Origin of the sequence: Lysobacter sp. KIS68-7 (genome assembly GCF_021284745.1) — a bacterium.
Classification (GTDB): Bacteria; Pseudomonadota; Gammaproteobacteria; order Xanthomonadales; family Xanthomonadaceae; genus Noviluteimonas.
The window spans coordinates 257440-283030 of the sequence record NZ_CP089925.1; the positions used below are offsets into that span (position 1 = coordinate 257440).

The 25591-nt window shown below is 67.8% G+C and carries 20 protein-coding genes; 9 read left to right on the top strand and 11 right to left on the bottom strand.

Translation table 11 applies throughout. The features are described 5' to 3' along the window. Position 1: 1 nt before the first annotated feature. From LVB87_RS01230 to hrpA, 3 genes are all read right to left on the bottom strand, one after another. Positions 2-1561, bottom strand: a complete 1560-nt coding sequence (locus LVB87_RS01230; protein WP_232899111.1) for a hypothetical protein — start codon at positions 1559-1561, stop codon at positions 2-4. Next, positions 1551-3617 (bottom strand): bifunctional (p)ppGpp synthetase/guanosine-3',5'-bis(diphosphate) 3'-pyrophosphohydrolase, encoded by a 2067-nt coding sequence (locus tag LVB87_RS01235; protein WP_232900406.1) that lies wholly within the window; start codon positions 3615-3617, stop codon positions 1551-1553. Before LVB87_RS01235 ends, LVB87_RS01230 begins: the two co-directional genes overlap by 11 nt. A gap of 163 nt (positions 3618-3780) precedes the next feature. Continuing rightward, on the bottom strand, positions 3781-7698 hold the full coding sequence (gene hrpA / locus LVB87_RS01240) for an ATP-dependent RNA helicase HrpA (RefSeq protein WP_232899112.1): 3918 nt from the start codon (positions 7696-7698) through the stop codon (positions 3781-3783). A gap of 110 nt (positions 7699-7808) precedes the next feature. Between hrpA and LVB87_RS01245 the strand changes: the two genes are divergently transcribed. Next, positions 7809-8342, top strand: a complete 534-nt coding sequence (locus LVB87_RS01245) for a Dps family protein (protein WP_232899113.1) — start codon at positions 7809-7811, stop codon at positions 8340-8342. 643 nt (positions 8343-8985) lie between these two features. Continuing rightward, a complete protein-coding gene (gene recQ, locus LVB87_RS01250) occupies positions 8986-10791 on the top strand; it encodes a DNA helicase RecQ (protein WP_232899114.1) in 1806 nt (601 codons plus the stop codon). Positions 10792-10864: 73 nt separating this feature from the next. On the opposite strand, the gene LVB87_RS01255 is transcribed toward recQ, so the two are convergent. Then, complete coding sequence (locus LVB87_RS01255; RefSeq protein WP_232899115.1) at positions 10865-11209, bottom strand: hypothetical protein; 345 nt, start codon at positions 11207-11209, stop codon at positions 10865-10867. 155 nt (positions 11210-11364) lie between these two features. Between LVB87_RS01255 and LVB87_RS01260 the strand changes: the two genes are divergently transcribed. Together LVB87_RS01260 and LVB87_RS01265 are read left to right on the top strand one after the other, a co-directional pair. Next, positions 11365-12810, top strand: a complete 1446-nt coding sequence (locus tag LVB87_RS01260) for a DUF1254 domain-containing protein (RefSeq protein ID WP_232899116.1) — start codon at positions 11365-11367, stop codon at positions 12808-12810. Positions 12811-12885: 75 nt separating this feature from the next. After that, entirely contained in the window at positions 12886-13650 is a 765-nt protein-coding gene (locus tag LVB87_RS01265) for an alpha/beta hydrolase-fold protein (protein WP_232899117.1), read from the top strand. 2 nt (positions 13651-13652) lie between these two features. On the opposite strand, the gene LVB87_RS01270 is transcribed toward LVB87_RS01265, so the two are convergent. Continuing rightward, on the bottom strand, positions 13653-14222 hold the full coding sequence (locus tag LVB87_RS01270) for a hypothetical protein (protein WP_232899118.1): 570 nt from the start codon (positions 14220-14222) through the stop codon (positions 13653-13655). 146 nt (positions 14223-14368) lie between these two features. On the opposite strand from LVB87_RS01270, the gene LVB87_RS01275 reads away from it, so the two are divergent. From LVB87_RS01275 to LVB87_RS01285, 3 genes are read left to right on the top strand one after another with little or no spacing between them, the layout of a single operon-like run. Next, entirely contained in the window at positions 14369-15166 is a 798-nt protein-coding gene (locus LVB87_RS01275) for a UDP-2,3-diacylglucosamine diphosphatase (RefSeq protein WP_232899119.1), read from the top strand. A 38-nt stretch (positions 15167-15204) separates the two neighbouring features. Next, entirely contained in the window at positions 15205-16419 is a 1215-nt protein-coding gene (locus LVB87_RS01280; RefSeq protein ID WP_232899120.1) for a glycosyltransferase, read from the top strand. Further along, complete coding sequence (locus tag LVB87_RS01285; RefSeq protein WP_232899121.1) at positions 16416-16907, top strand: hypothetical protein; 492 nt, start codon at positions 16416-16418, stop codon at positions 16905-16907. The genes LVB87_RS01280 and LVB87_RS01285 overlap by 4 nt, the downstream gene beginning before the upstream one ends. 4 nt (positions 16908-16911) lie before the next feature. Here the strand turns inward: LVB87_RS01285 and LVB87_RS01290 are convergent, their stop codons facing one another. Both LVB87_RS01290 and galE read right to left on the bottom strand, forming a co-directional pair. Next, complete coding sequence (locus LVB87_RS01290) at positions 16912-17358, bottom strand: DUF411 domain-containing protein (RefSeq protein WP_343223404.1); 447 nt, start codon at positions 17356-17358, stop codon at positions 16912-16914. Continuing rightward, positions 17355-18335 carry a UDP-glucose 4-epimerase GalE gene (gene galE, locus LVB87_RS01295; protein ID WP_232899122.1) on the bottom strand — a complete coding sequence of 327 codons (981 nt, stop codon included), beginning with the start codon at positions 18333-18335 and terminating at the stop codon, positions 17355-17357. Before galE ends, LVB87_RS01290 begins: the two co-directional genes overlap by 4 nt. Before the next feature lie 160 nt (positions 18336-18495). Here galE and LVB87_RS01300 point away from each other — a divergent pair, with 160 nt between their 5' ends. Further along, on the top strand, positions 18496-18933 hold the full coding sequence (locus LVB87_RS01300; RefSeq protein WP_232899123.1) for a hypothetical protein: 438 nt from the start codon (positions 18496-18498) through the stop codon (positions 18931-18933). 45 nt (positions 18934-18978) lie between these two features. Then, positions 18979-20856, top strand: a complete 1878-nt coding sequence (locus LVB87_RS01305) for a patatin-like phospholipase family protein (protein ID WP_232899124.1) — start codon at positions 18979-18981, stop codon at positions 20854-20856. Here the strand turns inward: LVB87_RS01305 and LVB87_RS01310 are convergent. Genes LVB87_RS01310 through LVB87_RS01325 form a run of 4 tightly spaced genes read right to left on the bottom strand, consistent with a single transcriptional unit; the run spans position 20853 to position 25568 of the window. Further along, entirely contained in the window at positions 20853-21065 is a 213-nt protein-coding gene (locus LVB87_RS01310; RefSeq protein ID WP_232899125.1) for a dodecin, read from the bottom strand. The genes LVB87_RS01305 and LVB87_RS01310 overlap by 4 nt on opposite strands. Beyond that, positions 21062-21430, bottom strand: coding sequence for a hypothetical protein (locus LVB87_RS01315; RefSeq protein ID WP_232899126.1), 369 nt, complete (start codon positions 21428-21430; stop codon positions 21062-21064). Before LVB87_RS01315 ends, LVB87_RS01310 begins: the two co-directional genes overlap by 4 nt. 14 nt (positions 21431-21444) lie before the next feature. After that, complete coding sequence (locus tag LVB87_RS01320; protein WP_232899127.1) at positions 21445-23808, bottom strand: prepilin-type N-terminal cleavage/methylation domain-containing protein; 2364 nt, start codon at positions 23806-23808, stop codon at positions 21445-21447. 14 nt (positions 23809-23822) lie between these two features. Next, positions 23823-25568 carry a hypothetical protein gene (locus LVB87_RS01325; protein WP_232899128.1) on the bottom strand — a complete coding sequence of 582 codons (1746 nt, stop codon included), beginning with the start codon at positions 25566-25568 and terminating at the stop codon, positions 23823-23825. Positions 25569-25591 lie beyond the last annotated feature (23 nt).

A 25591-nucleotide genomic window follows, 5' to 3' on the forward strand; every position in this document is an offset into this window, starting at 1 on the left:
ACTAACGGTGCGCTTCGGCCGCGCGCGTCGCCGTGTTCAGGCGCAGCGCGAAGGCGTCGAGGCCTTCGGTTGCAGGATCCAGCCCGCGCGCGGCGTTGAGCGCGCTGCGCGCCGCCGAGAGTTCGCCCGCGCCCAGGCGTTCTTCGCCGACGGCGACCCAGCGCAACGCAAGACGACGGCGCGCGATGCGCAGCGTCGTGGCCTCTTCGCCGAGCTGTGTGCGCGAATCCAGGCAGCCCTCCGCGCGCACGAGCCGATTGGCCCGCAAGGCATCGTCGAAGCACTGACGCGCAGCGGGCAGCAGGCGTGCGAATGCGCGCTGCACGGCGGGGTCGTTCGGCGCCAGCGCTTTCGCGCGACGCAGGTGGTCGTAGGCGCTGTCGCCCGGCGGCGTGAGCAGGTCGCCGCGCGCTTCGGCATCCTGCGCGGCGGCGAGCAGATTGCGCACTTCGGCGATCGCAGCCGGCGTGGGCTTGGGAACCGGGACGTGTTCCTTGCGCGAGGTAGATTCGGTCCGTGCCTGCGCGAGTTTGCGCTCCGCATCCGCAAGGCCGGGCGTCTGCGGATCGAGCGTGCGCGCCGAGTCGATGCTGTGCTGCGCGTCTTCGAAGGCGAAGTCGGCGGCCTGTTTCTCTGCGCGTTGCGTCCAGGCGACGGCGGTGCGCGCGAGGCCATCGTGTGCGGCGGCATCGTCGGGATCCAAAGCGACGGCGGCGGCGTAGCCCTCGCCCGCATCCGCGATCCGGCCCCGTCGCAGCGCGCGGTCGGCCTGGGTGCGTTCGCGATCCGCGGCCTGCGTCAGCGCGGCCTGCGCATCGGGCACGCCGACATGGCCCGGGTCGTATTCGCGCACGCGCGCCACCAGCCGCGCGGCTTCGGTGAAGTCGCGCTTGGCCAACGCAGGCGCGACCTGTTGCAGCAGGTCGGACAGTGCGTCCTCGCGTCCTTCCACCGCTTCGTTGCGCGAGGGCTGGAGGTCGAGCACGCGCTTGTAGAGCGGCAGCGCGGCTTGCGGGTCGCCATCGAGATGGCCTTCGGCGCGCGCGCTGGCCGCCTGCGCGAGCATCGTGTCGATGCCCGCGACATCGGCTTCACGCTGGCGCAGGCGTTCGGCGATGCGATCGGTGTCCGCGGTCGGCACGGAAAGCTCGCGCGCCAGGCGCAGGGCCGTGTGGGCTTCGCCGAAGCGCGCCTGCTCGGTCGCTTCGGCGGCTTGCTTCAGCGCAGCGGCGCCCACGCGTTGCAGGCCGACGCGCGCATCGGGCCGATCCGGATCCAGCGCAAGCGCCGCGGCAAACAACTCACGCGCGCCCGTGCCGTCCGGCGAAGTGAGCTTGCCCTGCGAGAGCGCGAGCTGCGCGGCGTCGCGCAATTGCTGTCCGCGCGCATCGGGATACACGCGTTCGGACATCGGTTGGCGGAAGGCGATGAGCAGCACGGCGATGCCCAGCACGCCCATGCCGAACCACTCCACGCGCTTGCGCAAGGCCGGCGGCCAACGCCGCACCCAATCGACGAAGCGCAGGCGGAGCGGTCGGCGGGGCCACTGGTCAGGTCGCACGCCGCGCATCCTCCACGCCGGGCAGCGCCGCGAGCTTGCCGAGCAGGGTCGACAACTGGCCGAAGTCGTTCACGCGCAGGCGCACATTGAGATGCACGCGCCCGGTGCCGCGTTCGGGCTGGCTGTTGAAGCCGGCCACGTGTGCGTTCTCCTGCGCGATCAGGTTGGTCACGTCCTTGAGCAGCCACTTGCGGTCGAGCGCGAGCAACACGACGTCGACTTCGTGGCCACCGCCCACGCCACCCCATTCGACGGGAATCGCGCGCTGCGGTTGCGCGGTGGACAGGCGCACGTAAGTCGGACACCCGACGCGATGCACCGAGATGCCCTTGCCGCGCGTGAGATAACCCACGATCGGTTCGCCCGGCAACGGTTGGCAGCAGCGCGCGGGTTGCGCGAGCAGGTTGCCGACGCCGGCGATGGTGAAATCCGAACGCCCCTTCTTCGCGGGCGCGCGCGACACGACGGGCGAGGCCGTCGGTTCCGGTTCCGCCTGCGCGCGTTCGTATTCCAGCAGCGCGCGGCCCACCTGGTGCGGACCCACGTCGCCCAGCGCGACGAGCACGACGAGTTCGTCTTCGTTCGCGGCGTTGAAACGCGCAAGCACCGGCGTGAGATCCGCCTTGGCCAGGCCCAGGCGCTTGAGTTCCTTGTCGAGCAGTTCGCGGCCGGCCTGGAGATTGCGCGCGCGGTCGAGCTTGTGGAACCAGCTGCGTACCTTCTCGCGCGAACGTGCACTGGCGAGGAAGCCATTGGATTGCACGAGCCAGTCGCGCCGCGGTTCGGCGACCTTGCCGGTGAGGATCTCGACGCGGTCGCCACTGCGCAGCACGTGGTCCAGCGGCACGATGCGGCCGTCGACTTTCGCACCGCGGCAGCGATGCCCGACTTCGGTGTGCACGAGGTAGGCGAAGTCCAGCGGCGTCGCGCCCTGCGGCAAATCCATCACCTCGCCGCGCGGCGTGAGCACGTACACGCGGTCCTCGGCGAGTTCGGTGTCGAGCTCGCGCAACAGGCCCGCTTCGTCGCCGGGCGTGCCTTCCAGCAACTGACGCATCCACGCGATGCGCTTTTCCATCGCCGCATCGCCGCCCTTGCTGTGGCTGCGGCCTTCCTTGTACTTCCAGTGCGCGGCGACGCCGAGCTCGGCCTGCGCATGCATCTCGTGCGTGCGGATCTGCACTTCCAGCGTCTTGCCTTCCGGCCCGATCACGGCGGTGTGCAGCGAGCGATAGTCGTTGCGCTTGGGGCGTGCGATGTAGTCGTCGAATTCTTCCGGGATCGGCAGCCACAGCGCATGCACGACGCCGAGCACGGCGTAGCACGCAGGGATGTCGTCGACGAGCACGCGCACCGCACGCAGGTCGTAGAGCTCGCCGATCGGCACGTTCTTCTTCTGCATCTTCTTCCAGATGCTGTAGATGTGCTTCGGCCGCCCGGCCACGTCGCCGCGGATGCCCTGCGCTTCCAATGCATCGCGCAACTGTTGCTTGACCTGTTCGATAAAACGTTCACGGCCGCTGCGCTTGTCGTCGAGCAGGCGCGCGATCTGCTGGTACGTCGCCGGTTCGAGGTAACGGAACGCGAGGTCTTCGAGTTCCCACTTGAGCTGCCAGATGCCGAGGCGGTTGGCGAGCGGCGCGTGGATGTCGCGCGTGAGCTGCGCGAGCGCGCGGCGTTGTTCTTCCGGCAACGAAGCCGCCAGGCGCAGGCGCGCGAGGTGGCGCGCGAGCAGCACGGGCACGATGCGCAGGTCGCGCACCATGGCGAGCAACAGGCGCCGCAGGCCTTCGCTGTTGCCGTGCCCGTGTTGCTCCGCATGCAGCGACCACACCTGCGCCGCGGCGCGCTGCCCTTCGAGCAGCGCGGCGATCTGCGGGAAATCCTTGTCGATGCGCGGGCGCAACGCGGCCTGCAGCGCCGGCAGCGCATGCAGGATGGCGGCGGCGGTGACTTCGCCGTCGGCGCCCAGGCGCGCGAGCGAACCGAGCGTATCCACCAGCACCGCGGGCGCATCCGGCGCGCCGCGGAACGGATCGCCTTCCACGTGCAGCATCGCCTCGCGCAACGCAGGCGCGATCGCATCCGCCGGCGGTTTGCCGAGCAGCGCGTGGAGGTCGAATGCGGGGGTGGTCGTGGGCGAGGCGTTCAAGCGTGGCGGTCCTGCGGTTGCGCCAAAGGTAGCGTGATCCGCGTAAACGCAGGGCGTCCGGGGGTGCTCAGCCCCCTTGCAATCGCGCCAGGCGCTGCGCCAGCCGCTTCGGCGACACGCCCGATTTCGCGCCCAGCTCCTGCGCGAACAGGGACACGCGCAGTTCCTCCAGGTCCCAGCGCAGGGCCTGCCATTCCGGATCGGCGAGGCGGTCGTTGGCGGCCGCACCCGCCAGGGCGTCGGCGAAGGGCTTCAGTTCGAGCATGCGCGCCTGGTCCTTGCCCGGGTCGCGCAAGGCACGTTCGCTGCGCAGGACCAGGGCCCGCAGGTAGCGCGGATAGTCCGCGAGCGCGGGCGCCGGCACGTCGCGCAGGAAGCCCGGGGGCACCAGTGCCGACAGTTGCGTCCGCATGTCGTCGAGGTTGCCGCTGGCCCAGCCCATCAACTTCGAATCCAGGCCCGCGCGCACGTCGGCGACCAGGCCAAGGATCGCCTGGGCTTGCTGCAGGCGGGCCATCGCTTCTGGGAACAGGCCCTTGGCGATCGCCTCGCGGCGGTGTTCGAAGGCGTCATGGTCGCGGATGGATTCCAACCCGTCGGCAGCGAGGGCGGCGAACGCGCCTTCGATCAGGTCGGCACGCAGGCGGTCGCTGTCGTTGCCGGGGAGATTGCGGGGTGCGGCCGATTCGATGGCGGCATACAGAAGCGCGGTCTTCGGCTGGACCGGCAACTGCTTGCGCGCCTGCTTCAGCTTGTCCGCGAGCGCCATGCGCAACAGGCGGCGCACGCCTTGCGGGTGGCGGCGCAGCGCTTCGTCGCGGCTCGCATGCACGGTAAGCGCGACGTCCTCGCCGCGATCCTCCAGGGCGGGATACGCGGGCACGCCGCCCGCGCCTGGCACGGACACCGGGATCGCGCGTTCGGGGAAATGCGACAGACCCTGTTGCGCGAGGCCTTCCGCCGCACGCGCCGCGAAGGCGGCTTCCGCGCGCGCGCCGAAGCGCGTGCGCAGGTCCGTGAGATCGCGCGATTCGGCGAGCACATGGCGTTCGCCCTTCGTCGAAGCATCGAGCAGACGGAGGTTCGCGTGCAGGTGCGGTTCGATCGACGCCGGATCGAACTCGGTGGCCGCGATCGCCACGCCCGTGAGCTTGTGCAGGTAGCGCGCGAGTTCGCCTTCGATGCTGTCGGCGGTGGGCTGCGGGAAGGCTTCGGCGAAGGCGCGCGCGAAATCCGGCGCGGGCACGAAATTGCGGCGCAAGGCCTTGGGCAGCGACTTGATCAGCGCGCTCGCCTTGTCCGCGATGAAGCCTGGCGCGAGCCACGACAGCCGCGCAGGGTCGAGCGCGTTGAGCAGATGCAGCGGCACGGCGATCGTCATGCCGTCGTCGGGAGAACCGGGTTCGAAGCGATAGCGCACGGCGAGCTTCGCATCGCCGATCGACACGAAGGGCGGGAAGCGCGTGGCGTCGCTTTCGTCGCCGACCATCAGGTCCGCGCGCGACCATTCGACCGCGTCCTTCGCGTCCTTTGCGAGCCGGCCGTACCACGCATCGAGCGCCTGCGCGTTGTGCACGTGCGGCGGCAGGCGGTCGAGGTACCACTGCGCCTGCCATTCCTCGTCGACGACCAGGCCGGTGCGGCGCTGCTTGGCTTCCTCTTCCTTCGCCTTCGCGAGCGTGGCGAGGTTGCGCGCGAGGAAGGCGCTGCGCGTGTTGATCTCGCCGGTCAGCAGCGCGTCGCGCACGAAGATCTGCCGCGCTTCCTCGGGGAACAGCGCGCCGTAATGGATCGGGCGCTTCGGTGCGAGCACGAGGCCGAACAGGGAAATCTGTTCGCTGCCCACCACGCGCCCCTGCGAGCGTGCCCAGCGCGGATCGTGCTGCCGGCGCGCGAGCAGGTGCGGCAACGCCTCGATCGCCCACTCGGGTTCGATGCTCGCATTGGTCAGCGACCACACACGCTCGGTGTCGAGCAGGGTCGCGGACAGGATCCACGGGGGCGGCTTCTTCGCGAGCGGCGAGCCGGGGAACAGCTGGAATTTGCGCCCGCGCGGGCCGTCGTAGAGTCCGCGATCCGCGCGATTGCCGAGCTGCGTGGGCAGGCCCGTCATCAGCGCGCGGTGCAGTTCCGCGTATTGCGCATCGGCGTCGTTCTGCTTCCACCCGAGTTCATCGCACAACAACTTCAGCTGCCGATGCAGCTCGCGCCATTCGCGCAGGCGCAGGAAGCCGAGGAAGTGTTTCTCCGCCCATTGGCGCAGCTTCGATTGCGTGAGGTCTTCGTGCGCGGTGCGGTAGGCATCCCACAACTTGAGGATCCCGACGAACTCGGATTTCTGGTCGGCGAACTGCGCATGCGCGGTGTCTGCGGCGCCGCGCTGGTCGGCGGGGCGTTCGCGCGGATTCTGGATACCGAGGAAGGACGCGATGGCGAGCATCTCGCGCAGGCAGCCGCGCTCGTGCGCCGCGACGAGCATGCGCGCGAGCTTCACGTCGACCGGCAGGCGCGCCATTGTTCGGCCGATGGACGTGAGCTTGCGCAGGCCCTTGTCGCCCTCCTCCACCGCGCCGAGCTCGAACAACTGCTGCCAGCCATCGGCGATCGCGCGCGGGTCGGGCGGTTCGAGGAAGGGGAAATCCTCGATGCGCCCCAGGCCCAGCGACAGCATGCGCAGGATCACGCCCGCAAGCGCGGCGCGGCGGATCTCGGGATCGGTGTATTCCGCGCGCCCCTCGAACTCCGCTTCCGAATACAGGCGATAACACGTGCCCGGTGCGATTCGGCCGCAACGCCCCTTGCGCTGGTCCGCGCTCGCCTGGCTGATCGGCTCCACGTGCAGGCGATCGAGCTTCTGTCGCGGGCTGTAACGCTTGACGCGCGCGTAGCCCGGATCGACGACCGCATGGATGCGCGGCACCGTCAGCGAGGTTTCGGCCACGTTGGTCGCCAGCACGATGCGGCGCTGCGGACCGGGGTTGAAGACGCGGTCCTGGTCGCGCGCGGAGAGGCGCGCGTACAGCGGCAGGATTTCGGTGTGGCGGTACTTGCGACGCTCGAGCGCGAGGTGCGCATCGCGGATCTCGCGCTCGCCGGGGAGGAAGATCAGCGTGTCGCCCATCGGGTGATGGCGCGCGATTTCGTCGCAGGCGGACACGATGCCATCGAGCACCGTGCGGTCGCCGTCATCCTCGCCCTCGCCTTCCAGGGGGCGCCAGCGCACTTCCACCGGATATCCGCGCCCTTCCACGCTCACCACCGGTGCATTGCCGAAGTGCGCTGCGAAACGCTCGGTGTCGATCGTCGCGGAGGTGACGATGACCTTGAGATCCTTGCGGCGCTCCAGCAGTTGCTTCAGGTAACCGAGCAGGAAATCGATGTTGAGGCTGCGCTCGTGCGCCTCGTCGATGATCAGCGTGTCGTACTGCGACAACCAGCGATCGGACTGGATCTCCGCGAGCAGGATGCCGTCGGTCATGAACTTCACCGCCGTCTGCTCGCCCACGTTTTCCGTGAAGCGCACCTGGTAACCGACCGCGCCGCCCACGGGCACCTTGAGCTCTTCGGCGACGCGACGCGCCACCGCGCGTGCGGCGATGCGGCGCGGCTGCGTGCAGCCGATCATGCCCGCGGCGCCGCGGCCGGCGGTCAGGCACAACTTCGGCAACTGCGTGGTCTTGCCGGACCCGGTTTCGCCCGCGATCACCACCACCGGATGGCGGCGGATGAGTTCGACGATCTCCTCGGCGGCGGTGGCGATGGGCAGGTCCGCATCGACGCTGGCCTGCGGCAACGAAGCCGCACGCACCTCGCGCGCGGTGACCGAGCGCTGCAGCGCCTGCGCGAACGCGTCGCGCAGCGCCTCGTCGCCGGGCTTGGCGTTCCACCGCGACCACAGGCCGAGCAGGCGCCCGCGGTCGCGCGACAACGCGCCGTCGATGGCCTGCCGCCCCCGCGATGACGCGGCCTTGTCGTTCCCTTCCATACACTCCATGCCATAGCTTCGATCTATCGAGACGCCAGCGACAATCGATTTCCGCCGCGGGCGACCCCCCTCTATTGTGATCGCAACATCCCCCCACAAGGAGCGAAAGCATGGCCAAGGCCAAGAAATCCGCGACCGCCACCAACCCGCCGGGCGACCTCGCCGGTGCGCCGCCGATCGATATCGGCATCGACAAGGGCGATCGCCAGAAGATCAGCGAGTCGCTGTCGAAGGTGCTTGCGGACGCGTTCACGCTGTATCTGAAGACGCACAATTTCCATTGGAACGTCACGGGGCAGATGTTCAACAGCCTGCACTTGATGTTCGAGGCCCAGTACAACGAGCAGTGGCTGGCGCTGGACGAGATCGCCGAGCGCATCCGTGCGTTGGGGGCGGCGGCGCCGGCGTCGTATTCGGCCTACCAGAAGCTCACGTCGATCGAGCCGGGGGTCGAGGTGGTCCAGGATGATTGGCGCGAGATGGTGCGGCAGTTGACGGTCGGCAACGAGGCGGTCAGCCGGACGGCGCGCAAGGCGTTGGAGATCGCGGACAAGGCGGGGGACGATCCCAGCGTCGACATGCTCACGCAGCGGTTGAAGGTGCATGAGAAGAACGCTTGGATGTTGCGGTCTTTGTTGCAGTAGAGCGTCGCCACGAGACGGGCGGATCGCCGTGAGGTGTCGTGTGTGTCTTGTCCACTCCATACGACAAGTCGCGGCCAAGACACACACGACACCTCACGCCGCTCCGCTCACGACTTGATGCCCTCGCGGAGCGTCTGGAGGGTGAGTGCCACCGCGATGCGAACGCCTGCGCCAACTTCCGGCTCCGGTGGGTCGGCACTTTGCCCCCTCGCTCGCTGCATCGGCATGTGCGTCCCGCTTCGGAGGGCAAGGTGCCTAGCGATGTAAGTGGGGGGCGCACCTTCGGATGGAGGAGTGCTTCGCTTTTGCCGAAGGCGCGGATCTGACAAACGAGGTGAGGCACGTCGCCCTTCGAAGCGGGACGCACATGCCGATGCAGCGAGCGAGGGGGCGATGTGCCGTCCTTCCGGAGCCGGGTGTAGGCGCGAGGCATTCGAATTAGGGCGGACCTCCACACCAGACGCTCCGCGAGGCCATCAAGTCGCGAGCGGTCCGACGTGAGACGTCGTGTGCTCCTCGACGGGAGCTTGCCGTATGCGAGCGGCGAGGAGCACACGACGGCTCGCGGCGGAACGCCCCACTTGTGGAGTTTGCCGGCCAAGTTCCGCACGAAGAACCCCCCGTCGAATATCCTGTGCGCATCATGCAAGCCGCACTCGACACCCTTCGGCACGTCTTCGGATACGACGCATTTCGCGGAGAGCAAGGCGACATCGTCCACCACGTGGCCGGCGGCGGCGACGCACTGGTGCTCATGCCCACCGGCGGCGGCAAATCCCTCTGCTACCAGTTGCCGGCCCTGCTGCGCCAAGGCACCGCCATCGTCGTCTCACCCCTGATCGCCCTCATGCAGGACCAGGTGGAAGCGCTGCGGCAGCTCGGCGTGCGCGCAGCGTTCCTGAATTCCTCGCTCGATGCAGGCACCGCGCAGGCGGTGGAGCGCGATTTCGCAAGCGGGGCGCTCGATCTGCTGTATGTCGCGCCCGAACGGCTGCTCACGCCGCGCTTCCTGTCGCTGCTGGACGAGGCGCGCATCGCGCTGTTCGCGATCGACGAAGCGCATTGCGTGTCGCAATGGGGCCACGACTTCCGGCCGGAATACCGGCAGCTCACGCTGCTGCACGAGCGCTGGCCCGAGGTGCCGCGTATCGCGCTCACGGCCACGGCCGATGCGCCGACGCGGCGGGAGATCGTCGAACGCCTCGCACTCGAGGACGCGCGCCAGTTCGTCAGTTCCTTCGACCGGCCCAACATCACTTACACCGTCGTCGCGAAGGCAGACAGCAAGCGCCAGTTGCTCGACTTCCTCGCGGAGAAGCGCGGGCAGTCGGGCATCGTGTACTGCCTCTCGCGCCGCAAGGTGGAACAGATCGCCGGGGATCTCGCGGCGAAGGGCGTGGTCGCCCTGCCCTATCACGCGGGTCTGGACGCCGCGGTGCGCGCGGAGCACCAGCGCCGCTTCCTGCGCGAGGACGGGATCGTGATGGTCGCGACCATCGCCTTCGGCATGGGCATCGACAAGCCGGACGTGCGCTTCGTTGCGCACCTGGACCTTCCGAAATCGCTGGAAGGCTATTACCAGGAAACCGGGCGCGCGGGCCGCGACGGCGATCCGGCCGATGCGTGGATGGCCTACGGCCTCGGCGATGCAGTGCTGCTGCAGAAGATGATCGAGGAGTCGGAGTCCGGCGAGGAACGCAAGCGCCTGGAGCGGCGCAAGCTCGATGCACTCATCGGGTATTGCGAGTCCACCGGGTGCCGGCGGCAGTCGCTGCTCGCGTACTTCGGCGAAGCGCATCCCGGCGCATGCGGGCGTTGCGACAATTGCATCGAGCCGCCGCGCAGTTGGGACGGGACGGTGGCGGCGCAGAAGGCGCTGTCCTGCGTCTATCGCACGGGGCAGCGCTTCGGTGCCGCGCATGTCATCGACGTCTTGCGCGGCGCGGACACGCAGAAGGTGCGGCAGTTCGACCACGATCGCCTGAGCGTGTACGGCGTGGGCGAAGACCTCGATGCGAAGCAATGGCGCAGTGTGATGCGCCAGCTCGTGGCCGGAGGTTGGTTGCAGGTGGATGTGGAAGGGCACGGCGCCTTGCGGCTCACCTCGACGAGCGCCGATGTGCTGAAGGGCAACGCAACGCTGACGCTGCGCGCGGAAGCGGAACGCGCACCGCGCACGCGTCGCGGTCGCACGCCGACGACGGGCGAGCCCGCGACCGATCTTCCTTCCGACGCACAAGCCCGCTTCGAATCGCTCCGGCTCTGGCGCGCCAGCGTGGCGCGCGAGCAGAACGTCCCCGCCTACGTGATCTTCCACGACGCCACCTTGCGCCAGATCGCGCTCGCCGAGCCGTCCGACCTCGATGCACTCGCGCACATCCAGGGCGTCGGCGCAACGAAGCTCGAACGTTACGGCCGCGACGTGCTCGACGCGCTCGCTACCGCCTGAGCGCAACAACGCCGGGAAAGCGTGTGCTTTCCCGGCGTCGCCCTGATCAAGGGATTATTGCGTTGCTGCGGCGTCAGTGGCCGCTGTCGTCGCGTCCGGAACCGCTCATGCCGCGATCCTTCGTCGGCTGCTGGCTACCCAGATTGCTCTTGTCCTGCTGCTTGCCCTGGCCCTGCACCTGCTGGCTGCCCTGCTGCTTGCCTTGGCCTTCCTGGCGCGGCGCATTCGGGTTCGGGCTGCCCATCTTGGAATCACGGTTCGGATTGCTCGGATTGTTCGGCATCGTGTGTTCGACTCCGTTGTTGACCAATGTCCGACTGATCGTCGGCAAACACAGTCTGCAAGCGCGCGCATAAGAAACGCGTGATACATCCGCGCATTCAGCGCTCAAGCGCACGTAACGCATGAACTGCTTCATGAACGCAAGGACGTTTCGACAAAGTCGAATGCGAAGTTGCGGGAACTTTGTACAGCCGCTGCACCAAGGGGCACCCGGATTGCCCCTTTGGACAATAGTCGTCGTCCTGGTGGTTGCTAGCCTCGTCCTGCTTCCATCCCAACGAGAGACTTCGCATGCCAACGATCGCTTCTTCGACGCGCCGGCTGTGCGCGACCGTGCTTGCCACCGCGCTGCTGGTCGCAATCGCCGGCTGCAATCGCAATGCGGCGCCGGAAGCCGGCACGCCCGCGCCGTCGGCCGCCGAGGCCACGCGCACCGACGAGATCCGCGAACTGGCGCGCGATGCCTACATCTGGGGCTTCCCGATCGTCGACAACTACCGCGTCATGGATGCATACGTCCTCGACCCGAAGAACGCTGAGTACAAGGGCCCGTTCAACACCATCGCCAACAACGCGCGCCTGTACACGCCGCAGGACAAGGCGATCCAGACACCCAACTCCGACACCCCTTATTCGATGGTGTGGATGGACCTGCGCGCCGAGCCCGTCGTGCTGACGGTGCCGAAGATCGGGAAGCCGCGTTACTACTCCATCCAGCTGATCGATGCCTACACGCACAACACGGGCTACATCGGCAGCCGCACCACGGGCAACGATGCGGGCCACTACCTGATCGCGGGACCCGGTTGGACGGGCGACAAGCCACCAGGCATCAAGCAAGTCTTTCCGATGGAGACGCAGTTCGTCTTCGCCGTCTATCGCACGCAATTGTTCGGCGCGAAGGACATGGACAACATCAAGCGCATCCAGGTCGGTTACAAAGTGCAGCCCTTGTCGGCGTTCCTCGGCAAGCCCACACCGCCCGCGGCGCCGGCTGTCGATTGGATGAAGCCCGTGTCGGCGGAGGAGCAACGTACGTCGCTGGAGTTCTTCAACGAACTCGCCTTCGCGATCCAGTTCATCCCGACGCACCCGGCCGCGAAGCGCTTCCGCGAACGGCTCGCCGAAGTAGGCTTCGTGCCTGGCCGCCACTTCGATTTCGACAAAGCCGATCCCACCGTGCGCGAGGCGATGCTCGCCGGCATGCAGGAAGGCCAGGCCACCATCGACGCGGAGCGCAAGAAGCGCGTCTCGTCGATGGGCCTGTTCGGCACGCGCGAGGACATGCATTACGACCCGGTCGCGCGCGCGCTCGGCGCGCAGGTGGGCATCTACGCGAACTCCCCCGAGGAGGCGATGTACTCGACGTACGAGAAGGACGCCGATGGCCAGGCGCTCGATGGCGCGCATCGCTATGTCCTGCGCTTCCCGAAGGGCGGGCTGCCGCCGGCGAAGGGCTTCTGGTCGCTCACGATGTACGGCCTGCCCGACCAGCTGCTCGTCGACAACCCGATCGATCGTTACCTGATCAACTCGACCATGCTCGACACGCTCAAGCGCGACCCCGATGGCGGCATCACGCTGTACCTGCAGAACGCATCGCCGGACAAGGACAAGGAAGCGAACTGGCTGCCCGCGCCGCAGGGCCGGTTCTTCGCCGTGCTGCGCAACTACTGGCCGGACGCGTCGGTGGTGAAGGGCGACTGGAAGGCGCCCCAATTGCAGCGCGCGGAGTGATGCACGCGGCGTTCACGCCTTGATGGGGCGGCGCATGCGAGCGTCGCGGCTCCGCCTTCCCCCGGGCCCGCTCGCATGCGCTGGATCGTCCGCGCGCTCCTCGCCGTCAGCGTGATCGCTTTGGTCGCCGCCTGCGTGGCGCGCGGCGATCCTTCGCAACCCATTCCCGTGGCCACCGTGCCGGCGAAGCACACCGCGACGCGGCTGGTGGTCGTGCTGCCTGGCCGCGCCGACGACCTCGCCGCCTTGCGCAGCAGCGGCATCGCCGATGCGATCCAATCGGTGTGGCCCGACGCCGACGTCGTGCTCGCCGAAGTGACGGTCGACTACTACCAGCAAGGCGATGCATCGCAACGCCTGCACGATGAAGTGATCGAACCCGCGCGTGCACGCGGCTACCGGGAGATCTGGCTCGCGGGCGCTTCGATGGGCGGCATGGGGACCTTGCTCTACGACGCGCAGTATCCCGGCCAACTCGACGGCATGGTGTTGCTCGCGCCCTACCTCGGCGAATTCGACCTGCTCGCGGAAATCGACCACGCCGGCGGCATCGCGCACTGGAACGGCGGTCCGTCGCAGGGCTTCACGCGGGAGAGCTGGCAGCGCGACCTGTGGCGCTACATCCAGGGCTTGTCGAAGGATCCGGCGCGCAGCGAACGCATCTGGCTCGCCTATGGCGACCAGGATCGACTGCGCAAGGCGATGCCCTTGTTCGTGCCCGCATTGCATCCCGAGCATGTGTTCGTGCGCCAGGGCGGGCACACGTGGACGGTGTGGACGCCCGCGGCGCGCGCGATGTTGCAGGCGATCGACGCACGCGAGACGCGCGGCACGCACTGAGCCTACGCCGCCAGGCTCGGATCCTTGAGAGAGGACAGGCGCGGCAGGCTGGCTTCCGGCAGGACTTCGGCGAAGCGTTGCAGCACGCGTTCACCGTAGCTTGCCGTGGTGGTCGCCAGCAGATGGCGCATGCCTTCGAGCAGGCGTTCGATCAGCAGGTCCTGGTCGCTCGTGGTCTGGATCGCCAGGCGCAGGTCCGCGGCTTCGCCGGTGCGCTGCAGCTGCAGCATGTCGAGCATGTACATCTTGGTCGCGGCGAGGGAGCGGCGCGAACGTGCGGGCGTTGCATCGACCTGCGCCGGCGCAGGCGCGACGATGCGCGCTTCCGCGGGCACCACGGCCGGCGCGGGCACCGGCGCATACGCGGGCGCTGCTTCCGGCACATCGAGATATCCCTCGAGCCGCAATCGATCGATCGCTTGCCCGCTGTCCGCGCCGAGCATCGCCATCACGTCGTTGCGCGTGCGCTGCCCGTCGGCGAGGATCAGGATGCGCCGATCGCGCAGATCCAATGCCCCTGCCTTGCCCGCCGCCAACGCGTCGCGCGCCTTCCCCGTCTTGGCCAATCGCATACCGGCATTCCCCCTTGGAGGCGCAAGGCTAGGGGCGCTTTGTGAGCGTTCGATGACAATGCATCGTCATCCACGCGTCGTGCGACGGTCACGCGCCTGTCGCCGAAACAGCGGAGCCTTCATGGAACGCCGCTGCCGGATGTCGCATGCGCCACCGCGCTGCCTTCCTCTCCGACTGCCACCTCGGGGCGAAACATTGCCACGCCGCCGAGCTGGCCCGCTTCCTCGAACAACTCCAGTGCGACCGCCTCTACCTCGTCGGCGACATCGTCGACCTGTGGTGGATGACGTGCCGGCGCGCGCACTGGGACGCCGCGCACCTGCGTGTCGTCGAACGCCTGCATGCGCTGCGCCGCGCGGGCACCGAGATTATCTACATCCCCGGCAACCACGACCGTCCGGTGCGCAGGCTGTGCGGCCTGGCGCTGCCTGCGATGCGCGTGCGCCGCCGCGCGATCCACGTCACCGCTGACGGACGTCGCCTGCTGGTCGTGCATGGCGACGAGTTCGATGCGCAGACCCAGTTCGGCGGCCTGCAGGAGCGCGTCGGCGATTGGCTGTACTACAAGATCCTCACGGGCAACGCGCTGGTGAACCGCGCACGCCGGCACTTCGGACTGCGCTACTGGTCGCTCGCCGAATTCCTCAAGCAACGCAGCGGCGCCGCGGAGCGCTACATCGAGCGCTATCGACAGGCCGGCCTCGACGAAGCACGGCGCCGCGGGCTCGACGGCATCGTCTGCGGCCACATCCATCGCGCTGCGCTGGAGGTCCGCAGGGGGCTGGTCTATGCGAACGATGGTGACTGGGTCGAGTCGCTGACCGCGCTGGTCGAAGACCAGGACGGCACGCTGCGCCTGCTCTCGCACCACCACACCACCCTCGCGCGCATCGCGCCGCGCCCGGTGCTCCCGCCGCGTGCCTGGGAGCGCGCCGCGGCCTGACGCAGGACTGTCACATGCGTGCCATAGCGTGGCCGCGCATGGACATCCTGATGGTTTCCGACGTGTATTTCCCTCGCGTGAACGGGGTGTCCACGTCGATCCGCACCTTCGTCCGCGCCCTCGTGCGCATGGGCCATCGCGTCACGCTGGTGGCGCCGGATTACGGGGCGGGCGAGGAACAACACGCACGCGACGCGGAATTCGGCGACGCCTTCGAGGTGCTGCGCCTGCCGGCGCGCGTGTTGTTCTTCGACCCGGAAGACCGGCTCTTCACGCGGCGCGCGATGCAAGCGGCCTTCGCGACACTGACCACGCGACGCTGGGATGTCGTGCACGTGCACACCCCCTTTCGCGGCCACGCGCTGGGCGTTCGCATCGCGCGCGCCTGCGGCGTGCCGGTGGTGGAGACCTACCACACCTACTTCGAGGAATACGCGGCGCATTACCTGCCGTGGTTGCCTGCGCCCATCCTGCGGATGCTGGCGCGCCGCTTGTCGCGCAAGCTGTGTCACGAAGTCGACCATCTGATCGTGCCGACCGAAGAAATGACGGCGGTGCTGCGCCGATACGGCATCCGCACGCCCGCGACGGTGTTGCCGACGGGCATCGACCTGGACGAATTCACCGGCGGCCACGGCGCGTCCTTCCGCGCCGCGCTGGGTCTGCGCGACGACCAGCCGGTGGTCGCGACGGTGAGCCGGCTGGCGGTCGAGAAGAACATCCCGTTCCTGCTCGATGCCGTGCGACGCCTGCTGCCCGAGTTCCCGAACCTGTTCTTCGTCATCGCAGGCGAAGGTCCCGATGCGAAACGCTTGCGCGCGCTCGCCACATCGTCGGGGCTGTCGCAGCATGTCCTGTTCGTCGGCAACCTCGATCGGCGCAGCACGTTGCTCGACTGCTATCGCGCCGCGGATGTCTTCCTCTTCGCCTCGCCCACCGAAACGCAGGGGCTGGTGCTGATCGAAGCGATGGCCCTCGGCGTGCCGATCGTTTCGACGGCGGTGATGGGCACGGCGACCGTGTTGCGCGATGCGCGCAGTGCAGTCACCAGCGCGGAAGACCCCGAGGTGTTCGCCGGGCACGTCGCGCGCGTGTTGCGCGATCACGCACTGCGCGCAACGCTCGCGGCCGCCGGCCCGCAGGATGCGCAAGCCTGGAGCCATGCACGCCTGATGCAGCGCGTGCTGGAGGTGTACGCTGGCGCGCGCCCGACCGCCCCGTCGACCGCCCTTCCCGTGCAGGAGCAGGCATGAAACGTCTTGCGTTGTGCATCGTCCTCGCGAGCGCCTGCGTGGCCGCGTTCGCTGCGTCGCAATGGATCGACCTGGAACAGCGCTTAACCCGCGAGCAGATGCATGCAACGGGGTTGGATACGCTGACGGCCGAACAGCTCGCGACGCTCAATCGCTTGTTGCGCGATGACGCGGAAGCCACGGCACGTGCGCAGCCCGTCGCGGCGGCGCCGGCGGCCGCGGCGCCGGAAAAGGAAGGCCATTCCAACTGGGTCGGCTTCAACGACGAACCGATCGTGAGCCAGCTGGTCGGGACGCTCACGGGCTGGGAGCCCGGCACCGAATTCGTGCTCGCCAACGGCCAGCACTGGAAAGTGCTCAAGGGCCATTACAAGTTGAACAAGCCGCTGGACAACCCGCAGGTGAAGGTCGTCCCCGGCGCGGCGGGCCGCTGGTTCTTCCGCATCGACGACGACACACCGGGCGCGCGCGTCTACCGCACCGACTGAGCGCTCAGTGGCGGGCGAAGACCTGCGTGGTCCCGTCCGCCATCACCAGCACGACGTCGTAAGGCATCGTGCGTCCGCCGGGCACTTCCATCCCCGGCGAACCCATCGGCATGCCGGCCACGGCGATGCCGCGTGCCTTCGGCTTTTCCTTGAGCAGGCGACGCACGTCGTCCGCGGGCACGTGGCCTTCGATGAAATACCCGCCGATCTGCGCGGTGTGGCACGAGCGTTGATCGTCGGGCACGCCGGCCTGCTTCTTCACTGCGTCGAGCCCGTCGGTCTCGCGCACGTCGACCTGGAAGCCCGCCTTGCGCATGTAGTCGATCCACGCCTTGCAGCATCCGCAGTAGGCGTCCTTGTAGACGACCATGGAAGGCAATGCGGCCGCCGCGGTGGCGGCGAAGGAGGCCAGTGCGAGCGCGACCGCGAGAAGGGAGCGATGCAGTTTCATTGTTTGTCGTCCTGCGAGAAGTGCCAGCGCAATGCCGTTTCCAGGATCGGCGCCAGCTTGGTGTATTCGGGGCGCCATCCCAGGCGCGCGCGTGCGCGATCGCTCGAGGCGACGAGCACCGCCGGATCGCCCGGACGTCGCGGCGCGACCGAATGCGGGACGGCGCGCCCGGCGACCTGCGCCACGGCTGCGATCACTTCGCGCACGGAGAAGCCCTGCCCGTTGCCGAGGTTGAACGCATGCGCCCCCGGATTCGCGTCGAGGTAATCCAGCGCGAGCAGGTGCGCCTGCGCGAGATCGTCGACGTGCACGTAGTCGCGGATGCAGGTGCCGTCTGGCGTCGGATAGTCGTCGCCGAACAGCGTGAGCGCGGGCCCGGTGCCGAGCGCCGCCTTGATGGCGTTGGGGACCAGGTGCGTTTCCGGATCGTGCGCTTCGCCGATCGTGCCGTCCGGTGCGGCACCGGCCGCGTTGAAGTAACGCAGCGCCACCGAACGCAGGCCGTAGGCGGAGGCCGCATCGGCGAGGATGCGTTCGACCATCAGCTTGCTTGCGCCGTAGGGATTGATCGGCTTCTGCGGATGGTCCTCGTCGATGCGATCGGCCTGCGGATGGCCGAACACGGCCGCCGTCGACGAGAACACGAGGCGCGCGACGTCGTGCGTGCGCATGGCCTGCAACAGGTTGAGCGTGCCGCCTACGTTGCTGGCGTAGTAGCTGTACGGGTCGGCGACCGACTCGCCGACCAACGAGCGCGCGCAGAAGTGCATCACCGCATCGAAGCGCTGCGCGGCGAACACGCGATCGAGCGCGACGGGGTCGCGGATGTCCGCTTCGATCAGGTCGCCCCACTGCACGAAGCTGCGATGCCCGGTGGAGAGATCGTCGAGCACGGTGACGCGGATGTCGCGCAGCGCGAGCCAGCGCGCCATGTGGCTTCCGATGTAACCCGCACCGCCGCAGACGAGGATATGCATCGGCATAGGATGCCGTGGTGCTTGCGGGTCTGTCGAACGGGCCCCTGGATCCCTTGCCGGCCCTGATGCCTTCGCACGCGGAAATCCCGTATGCATGAGCTTGGAAAGCACGCGCGACACTTGGCTTTCCTTTCACGCGAATTCCGGTGCAATCGCGCCCATGGACGTGCGGATCCCAGGGACGACGGTGGCGATGTCGATCGCCATGGGTTTGGCTGGGATGGCGTGCGCCGCGACCGCCTCTGCGCAGTCGACCATGGGGACGTTCAACGTCAGCGTCCGCGTCGTCCGCCAGGTGGCGGCCACCGATGCCACACCCCTCCTCGACGCGATGCCCATGCCCGCGGGCGCACGGCGCCTGACGCGCATCCGCGCGGTCGACAGCCTGTGGGTGGACGACACGCCGAGCACGGTGGCCCGCCACTATCGCGAGGCGATGCAGGCCCGCGGCTATCGCCTCGCTTACGAAAGCGGCGACGGCCTCGACAGCGCCTGGATCGACGATCGCAGCCACCACCGCATCGCACTGCAGTTGCGCCCCGTCATCGGCGCGGCGTTCGCCACGCGCGTCGTGCTGCAGGCCACACCCGACACCTGACGACGCCCGTATCCTCGGGGTGTCATTGGACAAGGACCTCCCCCGATGAAGTACTGCGACCTGGTCATGAAGGGCGGCATCACCAGCGGCATCGTGTATCCCAACGCGGTGCTCGCGCTTGCGAAATCCTTCCGCTTCAAATCGGTGGGCGGCACGTCCGCCGGCGCGATCGCGGCGGCAGTGACGGCCGCGGCGGCCTTGGGCGACCGGACCAAGCAATCCGGGGCCGCGTCCGTGCATCCCGATGCGCAGGTGGGCTTCGAAGGCCTCGCGCAGGTGTCTGCGCAACTGGCCACGGAAGGCTTCATCTTCGGCCTGTTCCAGCCGGCGCGCGGCGCGCGCAATGCGTATCGCGCGCTCGTCGTCATGACGGGAAAGGCATCGGTGTGGCGCAAGTTCGCCACCCTGCTGCTCGCCGTGCTGGCGATCGCGCCGCTGGAAATCCTGCTCGTGCTGGGGATGTTGCTGGCCATCGGCTTCTGGTTCGGCGCCGGTGCGGGTGTGGCCGCGACGCTGTTGCCCTCGCTCGCGTGCGCCTACGGTGCAGGCGCGCTATGCGCAGCGATGCGCGTGGCCCGCGTGGCCCGCGCGAACCTGTTGGGCCTTTGCTCCGGTATGCGCCACCACGACGGCGCACCCCCCGCGCTCACCGAATGGTTGCACGACACGCTGCAACGCCTTGCAGGCAAACCGCTCGATGCACCGTTGACCTTCAGCGACCTGCACGATGCGCCGCGCTATCCGGACGAACCGGCGACCCCCGGCGCGATCGCCCTGCGCATGATCACCACCGGCGTGTCGCATCGCGAACCGCGCACGCTGCCCTTCCGCGATGTGCAGTTCTGGTTCCTGCGCGACGAGTTCGATCGCCTGTTTCCGAAGGGCGTGGTGGACTGGATGGTCGCGCACGGCGGCACGCCGCCGGAGGTTATCGAAGGGAAAACGTATTACGCGCTCCCTGCCGATGACGCCCTTCCGGTCCTCGTCGCCACGCGCATGAGCCTGAGCTTTCCGTTCCTGGTCAGCGCGGTGCCTTTGCACGAACCGGCGCGCCGCGTGCACGCGAGCGAAACCACGGTGGAGCATGCCGCACCCGCTGCGGAGAAGAGCATCGCCGAAACCGCGGACCACCTGGCCACGGGCGGCACGCGCTCCGCGGCCGCGCCTGCCCGCATCGCCGAGTTCCGCAAATGCTGGTTCAGCGACGGCGGCATCTCCAGCAACTTCCCGATCCACCTGTTCGACGCCGCCCTACCCCTGTGGCCGACCTTCGCGATCGACCTGGTGTACCCCGGCAGCGACGACCGCGCCCCCGCCGATCGCGAAGCGGTCTCGATGCCCGAGCACAACGCGCAGGGCTGGCAGCGCACTTACCAACCCATTGGCGGGCGCATGGCGGCGTCGGAGTTGCTGGGCTTCCTCTTCGCCATCGTCGCCACCATGCAGAACTGGCGCGACTTGCTGCTCGCGCGCGCACCGGGGCAACGCGATCGCATCGTGCATGTCGCTCTCTCGCCCGCCGAAGGCGGCATGAACCTGGACATGCCGGGCACGGTGCTGGCGGGCATCGCCGCGAAAGGCACGCTCGCAGGCGAACGCCTCTCCGCGTTCGACTTCGACAACCACTACTGGATCCGCTGGCGTTGCCTGGCGGCCGCGCTGCAGCAGTACACCCAACAGGTCGCACGCACCAACGATGCACGCCTGCGCGTGACCGACTACGCACTGGTGTACGCCCTGCCGGAATCGGCGGAAACCGAGCCGCCGTCCTACGCGTTCTCCTCGTACTTCCAGCGCGTGGAGTCCGCGCGCCTGCTGGCCTCGCTCGTCGCGCAGGGGGAGATCTGGAACGACATGCACCCCGACCTCGTGCAGGGCGCACCGCGCCCCGCGCCGCAGATGAAGGTGACGCCGATCTACTAGGCGTCGCCCAGCGTGAAGCCGACCTTCAGCGTCACCTGCCAGTGGGCGACTTCGCCGCCTTCGATGTAGCCGCGCGTTTCGACGACCTGGAACCACTTCAGGTCGCGCATCGTCTTCGACGCACGCTCGATCGCGGTGCGGATCGCATCGTCGGAGCTGCGGGTGGAGGAGCCCGTCAGCTCGATGGTCTTGTACACATGGTTGGTCATTCTCGATCCTTGGTGATGCGCACGCCTTTCACCGAAACCTGGATGTCGACCACGTCCAGGTCCGGTTGCCCGCGCTTCTTCTTCACCAGCACGTCTTCGCCGTCATCGACCTCGGAGGTGCAGCAGGCCTTCGCTTGCGCGCGGACTGCATCGCTGATGTGCCTGGCGACTTTGTTCTCGCCAGTGCCCTTCTTGATGTCGACACTGACCGGGATGCGTTGGCCATCGTCCAGCGCGAGCGTGAACGCAACGGTGCCGTCGCTCTCCGCACCGCCGCTGACCTGCAGGCGCCATTTGTTGGAGCCGGCGAACGCGTTGCCCGCGATGCAGGCGGACAACAGCAGGGCCAGGGCGATGCGCTTCATCTTCGTTCGCGTCCTTACGGCAGGGTCCAGGGCTTGCTCCAGACGATGTTGTTGATCTTGTTGCCGCCACCGTTGGTCGAGCAGCTGGTGATCGTGGCGTAGATTGGACTGCCGACCTGTTCGGCCAACGTGACGGTCACCAGCGCGCCCTGCGCGATGCTGGCGAAGTTGATCGTGGTCGATTCGGTGTTCTTGTGGTCGTTCACCGCGGCATTGATGGTGCCGTTGACGCCGTTGGCGGCCGCCGCAGTGACGGTGAAGTCGCGGAAGGTCGGACGCGCCACCGTGTCGGTCGCGGTCCTGCCGCCGCACGTGGCCGTCATGGTTTGGCTGGTCGTCGTTTCGATCCAGTAGTTCGACACCGTCACCGTCCCCGGTTGCGGCAGCACCGTCCCGGTGGTGGCCACGCAGTGGTTGTCGGACCCCGCTGGCTTCACGCACTCCACGTTGTTGTCGACGCCGAGCGTGAAGAACACGAACGGGTTGGAGCCGCCACCGCTGACGCGCACGTCGAACGACGGCCCGTTGCCGCCGCCCACCTGGAAGTCCTGCAAATCGGTGAGCAGGACCGCGTCCGGATCGCCGACGATGGGGTCGCCGTTGTCCGCGGGATCCACGCCCTTGATGTTGGTCAGCGTGGAGTTCACCGCCACGCCCGAGTTGGAGCGGCGCATCTGCGTCGCGTTGGTCGTCGCGCCGTTGGCCTTGCCGATCGTGCGACCACCCGAGGGCTGCTGCGCGTTGGTGGACAACAGGTTGCCACTGTTGACCGTGATGACCGCCGGATTGGTCGCACGCCATTCCGCGATCTCGGTGAGGTTCGCGGTGGTGAACGGCAGGTAGGGCATCACGCAGTCTTCGGCGCTCGTGCCAGTCGGGCATCGGCCTTGCGGCCCGTTGTCGGCGAGCACGTCGATCAGTTTCTGGCGCGCCTTCTGTTCCAGGTAATCCACGTACAGGCCGCGACCGTGCAGGTAGCGATAGTCGGTGTTGTTCGCGGTGGGAATGACGATCGCCGGCACGTCGAACGTGGGCGTGTTCGCGAGGAAGGTCGCCTGGCCGTTCGTGGTCGGCGTCGGGCTTTGTCCGTTGTACTGGCGGAGGAACGCCTTCACGAAGTTCGTGTAGTTGGTCACCGCCGTGGGCGTGGGCAGGCCGCTCTTCGCCGCGACGTTGCTCACCGCCTGCGTTTCCAGCAGGCCGTATTGGCGTTCGTACAGGTCCGACGCGGTGCGCCAGAAGCCGTCGATGCGGATCATGCGGCAGCTGTCCACGTAGTCCGAGTTGTTCGTGTTGGGAGCAGCCACCAGCACGCCCGAGTTGTTCACGTCGTACTTGGCCGTGCCCGAGCGCTCCGGATCGAAGCGCACCGCGCCCGTGGCGCCGGTGTCGTGGTGGTCCCGGCAGCATTCCTGGCACAGCGCACTCTGGTCGACGCCGTTCTTCGGACCGGAGCTGAGGGACTGGCCGGGCGCCGCCGGATTGCCGTTTGGCGTGGTCACCTCGTACGCATCGCCCGTCCACACCGCAGGCCACATCGCCGTGCGATAGATCTCGGGCAGGTTGCTGCCGCCCGCGCCGTACTTGCACTTGCACTTCACCACTTCGTTGTCGAAGCGCTTCTGGATGATCACCGAGCCGCTGCCCGCCGACTGGTAGTTGAGCACGCTGAAACGCGTGCCCACGATCGTCTGGTTGTTCGACTGGCCGATGAGTTCCGGAATGGGGTTGGTCGTTGCCGAATCGGAATTCGTGGTGCCCAGCGCGATGGGAAGGACACCCGCAGTGGTGGCCGGGCTCGTGGTGCGCACGATCGGTCCGCCGCTCGTTGCGGCGACGGGATCGGGCGGCACCAGGATGTTGTTCGTCAGCATCATCGAGCTGACGTCGGAGGACAAAGACTGGTTGTGCGGGATGCCCGCGGCGTCGGTCCACGTCGAGGTGAGCGTGACGCGCTTGAACTGCGGGAGGGACGGATCGGCTTCCACCGTGCCGGAAGCAAAGCCACCGCTGCCGGACCAGACGGTGATGTTCTGGACCACGGTGAGCAGGCCGAGGCCTGCCTGCACGCGCGGGCAATCGAGCCAGTCGTTCCCGACGCCGTCGCAACCATTGTTGGGAGCGCCTTCGGTGGACGTGAAAGTCGTCGGCGTCAATGGCGTGAGATTGCCGTAACCGCTGTTGCGCAATCCATCCATGCGCGCGCTCAGCATCGCAGCCACGCGCCCACGCACCTTCGCGTCCGCGGAGGACCGCGTCATGTTGCCCTGCAGGGCAGCGAGCGCGAGCAAGCCGACCGACAGCACGACGACGGCGATCAACACTTCCAGGAGGCTGAAGCCAGGCGCCCGGCGATGCATGACGAAGAAGCGATTCATGGCGTCCTCCTGCCTCAGTACGACCGTGCGTCGGTCCACGCGCCCGGCAGGGTCGAGAAGACCATGCCCGCGTCTTCCACGACGCCCTGCATCACGTTGCCGTCGTAGATGACCGCCGACGTGCCGTTGACCTTGATCTGGCCCTGGATCACGAGGCCGCCATAAATCGCCGAGCCCGCGTTCATGCGCAGCATTTCGCCGCCCGTGCTGGTGCCGGTATCCGGATCCAACGGCGAGCCGGTATCGCGGATGAAGACGAAACCGAAGACCACGCCGTGGATCTGCACGGGGCCGTCGAGGATCAACAGCACCGGTGCACTCGGCGTGCCCACTTGTGCGTTGCCGATGTCGCAATCGGTCTGGCACCAGATGATGCCGTGGCTGGCGGAAGAGCCCAGCAACGCCGACGTGCCGAGCTGGCTGACTTTCACCAGCGGACGATTGGCGGTGGTCGGGATGATCCTGTCCGCGATCTTGTACAGGTAGGCCTCGTCCGGACCGACCGACGCGACGGCCGCAGTGTTGTCGGGATTCTGGTAGATCACGTTGGCCATCTTCGTTTCGGCGAAGCAGTCGTGGTCGTTGTCCTGCCACGCGGAGACGCCGAACACGAAACGGAACAGATCGGGCGGGAATTCGCAGTTCGGCCACGACAGGGAGTCCGAGCGCACGTTGTAATTCGCACCCACCTGGCCGCCGGTGTTGTAGCCCGTCGTGGAGTTGGTCCCCGCGTCGACATCGAGGACGTCGATGCCCTCGCAGTCGGCCGTGCTGCTTGCGCAACGGTTGTAGCCGCTCGCATCGAAACTGAGCGTCTGCGGCGACCCGTTCGCGTCGCACTTGCAATCGTCGCAGCGGATCGTGTTCTGGTAGATGCTCGGCGTGTGGCTGCCTTGCGTGTAGCGGAAGAATTCGTCCGCGTAGCAGGTGTTGGGCGTGCCGTGCTTGTCGACGTCGTGTCGCGTCCACACCGACACCGGCACGCCCGTCCCTCCCGCATTCGGATTGGTGACGATCTGCAGGTTGCCCGTCACGTCCGCCGTGCCCGACGTGGTGATCGGCGGCTTGTTGACCAGGCTGTCCGGCACCTTCGGGTACTGGCCGATGGTCTGCACGAGCGTGCTGCCCGCGTTCTCGCCCGGGATGCGCGCGACGCTGACGAACGTGACGATGCTCGTGCTGGTGAGCGTGGCGCCCACGCCATTGCCGCACGGAATGCCCGTGTTGAGGCCGTTCGGCGGCGCGGTGGCGAAGCACACGACGGGCGCGACGCCGTAGGCGACCGTTTCGCCGTTCGGCATCGTGCCGATCTTCGATCCCGCGGCCAACGGGAGCATGTACTGCGTCAGCGCGGAGTCGAGCCCCGCGATCGTGTTGGTGTTGTCCGCCTTCAGGCGGTACATCGTGCCGCGCCGCACCACGGGCGCCGTGGTCGGGTCGCCGTCGTTGTCGAAGGTGGCGTTGCTGATCGCACCGCAAGGGAAGGTCGTGTCGTTGTCCGCGCACTTCTCCCACAGCGACGGCGTGATGAGCATGTCGCGATGCTGCCGGATCAGGTACTCGAACCCCTGCGCCAGCCCCGCCTCGGCCACGTCCGCGACTTCCTTGCTGCGCATGTCGTTGCCGGTACTGCGCTGTTCGAACAGCCCGACCTTCAACGCGAACACCGTGAGGATGCCCGCGAGGAGCAGCAGGACGATCGCGACCACCAACACCATGCCGGATTGACGGCGATGGGCAAGCAGGCCATTGGTGCGCATGGCACCCTCCTCGGATGTCGTGG